This window comes from Arthrobacter sp. H41 (genome assembly GCF_000520535.1).
Lineage (GTDB): Bacteria > Actinomycetota > Actinomycetes > Actinomycetales > Micrococcaceae > Arthrobacter_D.
This window is the reverse complement of sequence record NZ_KI914774.1, coordinates 38,872-41,369: the sequence shown is the minus strand read 5'-3', so window position 1 is coordinate 41,369 and position 2,498 is coordinate 38,872. Positions and strand designations below refer to the sequence as shown.

3 protein-coding genes and 1 pseudogene are annotated in these 2,498 nt (G+C 69.0%); 3 read left to right on the top strand and 1 reads right to left on the bottom strand.

Features of this window, described 5'->3' with window-relative positions:
• Together Y705_RS17415 and Y705_RS0104520 are read left to right on the top strand one after the other, a co-directional pair.
• The coding region (locus Y705_RS17415) for a saccharopine dehydrogenase family protein (protein ID WP_216698741.1) at positions 1-646 on the top strand (646 nt) is incomplete at its 5' end.
• Between the two features lie 3 nt (positions 647-649).
• Complete coding sequence (locus tag Y705_RS0104520) at positions 650-946, top strand: hypothetical protein (RefSeq protein ID WP_026531985.1); 297 nt, start codon at positions 650-652, stop codon at positions 944-946.
• Positions 947-1,052: 106 nt separating this feature from the next.
• Here Y705_RS0104520 and Y705_RS17410 read toward each other — a convergent pair whose 3' ends face one another.
• Positions 1,053-2,258, bottom strand: coding sequence for a heparan-alpha-glucosaminide N-acetyltransferase domain-containing protein (locus Y705_RS17410; RefSeq protein WP_049822272.1), 1,206 nt, complete (start codon positions 2,256-2,258; stop codon positions 1,053-1,055).
• A gap of 119 nt (positions 2,259-2,377) precedes the next feature.
• Between Y705_RS17410 and Y705_RS22970 the strand changes: the two are divergent.
• Positions 2,378-2,498, top strand: a pseudogene (locus Y705_RS22970) (4-hydroxy-tetrahydrodipicolinate synthase); the annotation flags it as partial.

Below are 2,498 nucleotides of genomic sequence, written 5' to 3'. Positions count from 1 at the left end.
CCTCGACCTGACGGCCGAGACACAGTTCATCCGGAGGGTGGACGCCTGGCACACACGAGCCGTGGAAGCCGGAGTCGCTGTGGTACAGACGGCGGGGTTCGAAGCGTTGCCCGCTGATCTTGCGCTCGAGCTGGCCCGGAACGCCATGCGGCGTCAGGCAGCGCGGCTGGTCTCGGCCGACGTACAGGTATCCGTGCGCAGTCCTCCGTCTTCCGGCGTAGGCGATCTGCTCTCGGGAGGGACGATTCAGAGCATCCTCGGCGTCTTCGAGGATCCCGGCGATCCCGCACTTCAGGACGTCGCGTTCCGCGTGCCGGATGAGAGTGACGCGATCCTGGTCCGGAAGGCCTCACCGAACCGGCTGCGGCCCCGTCTCGATGCAGGACGGGTCATCGGACCGATGATGCCTGCCGCGTTCATCAATCCTCCCGTGGTGCACCGCACCAATTGGCTCCTCGCGCGGGAGGCCGACGAGGACGTCGTCCCGTTGCGCTACCGCGACGGCCTGCAGTTCGGGCGGTTCTCCGGCGTCGGCGGTGTGGTGAGGCTGCTGGCGGCGGGGGCGTTCGCACTGCTTCAGGCAACAGTTCTTGCCGTCGGCCTGCTCCCGGTCCCTTTCCGGAGGGCCCTCGCCCGGGCCGGGTGACGTGTGCTGCCCCCCAGCGGAGCAAGGCCGCGTGGGCCGCAGCTTCAGGACTGGCGATGGGAGCTCGACCTCGTCGGCCGCTCCGCTGATCACCGGCAGGTCCGGGTCCATCTCGACGCCGAGGGGCATCCCGGATACGTCACGACCGCCCGGATGATCGCAGAGCTCGCGCTGATGATCGCCGACGGCAGCGGAAGCGGCAGGACCGGATGCATCACCCCCGCTCTCGCGGCGGGCGTCGACGCCACAGAACGCTTCGCCCGGGCAGGCATGCGATTCTCCCTGCCCGACGATCGCTAGCGTGATCCACCGACGTCCGATCCTGCCCCGAAAGGAGTTCCTCGACCGTCGCGGCCGTCCGCATCGCGCGGAACCCCCGATTCGATGAGCTGGCCGTGTCGATGAGCTAGCTGTTCGCCCGGCCGGCCCCGCTTCCCGCTTCCGGCGCGAGCCCGGTACGGGCGGCGCGTGATGTACCCGAGGTCAGAAGTTCGAGCGGACCCCTCGCGTTCACGAGGTGAAAAACGATGCCAAGGGCAACGAAGGCCAGCGCCTGGATCCAGAAGACGACGGAGGGCTCGGGCAGGGGAGCCAGCTGGTCAACCCAGCTCATGATGGTGATGTGCAGGGCGTAGAGCGTCAGGGTCATCGCTCCGGGAGCCGACAGCGGCAGCAGGGCGCGCGGACTTCGGCGGGTGAGCAGCAGGCAGAGACCGACGACCACCGCTGCCGACCCTGCCGTGTGGACGAGGTCGAGCGTCGTGCCGGAGTGGGGGCTGCTGACGGCCAGCCACCACCAGGACGCGCCCTGGCCGATCTGCCCCAGGCCGACGTCGAGCATGGCCTCGAGCGGATAACCCTCGGGCTCCGGCGTCTGCAGCAGCGCCTCGAGGCCGCCCGCCGGCCCCAGCAGGTAGGAGCTTACCAGCTTCGCCCCGAACGCAGCCGCAAGGCCGGCAGCCACCATTGCACCCTGCACCTTCAGGTCGGCAAGCCGAAGGCGGCCGATGACCATGCCGATGAGGACGTAGCTCAGCCACTGGAGCGCGGGGTAGTACCCGGTGACGAGGATGTCGGCCAGGAGGGTCGCGGGAACGAGGAGGTGCTCGAACATGGGGTTGCCGCCGACGTCGGCCGGCACCACCGTCGTTTCGATCCAGGGGCGCACCAGGAAGGCCGCGACGGGCGAGAGCAGTGTCCACCCCAGTGCCCACGCCGCGAGCGCGGGCGCGCGCAGCCCGGTGAAGGGCAGCGCGAGCAGGAAGAGGATGCCGTAGTGGAACAGGATGACGGCGATGTTCGTCTCGACCCCGCCCAGCACCAGGCCGACCATCGCGATGACAACGGCCCGAACCGCGATGCCGCGTCGATCCATCCCCAGTACACGCCCCGCACGCGGTGAGTTGCCCCCCGTGAGCAGTGCAAGGCCGATTCCCGCCACCACCGCGAACAAGGCCGATGCGCGCCCTGAGAAAAGGAGGGCCACCTCCGTGGCTTCGGCAGTGCCGGGGACGTATAGCGGAAAAATATGGGTACTCATCATCCCGAACAGTGCAATCCCGCGTGCTGCGTCGATACCGCTGAGGCGCCGGAAGGCGGGCTGGGAGGACATGGTCCGATGTTCTCACAGCCCTCTGGCAGTACCCGGCGGGACGGCAGTTCCGGACCCCGGCACCGCTGGACGCCGTGCCGGTCCTGCCCGCCGCCGCCAAAACGGGTAACGTTTTACCCATGCCTGAATCCGCGCCCAGAAACCTTCCGTTCGGCACCCTGGTCACCGCCATGGTCACGCCCTTCACTGCCGACGGCGCGGTGGATTACGACGCGACGGCGGCCCTCGCATCCCGGCTGG

What these genes read in the sequence shown, in the direction of transcription:
- Y705_RS17410 (WP_049822272.1), bottom strand. Translation starts at nt 2,258, where the DNA reads ATGTCCTCCCAGCCCGCCTTCCGGCGCCTCAGCGGTATCGACGCAGCA.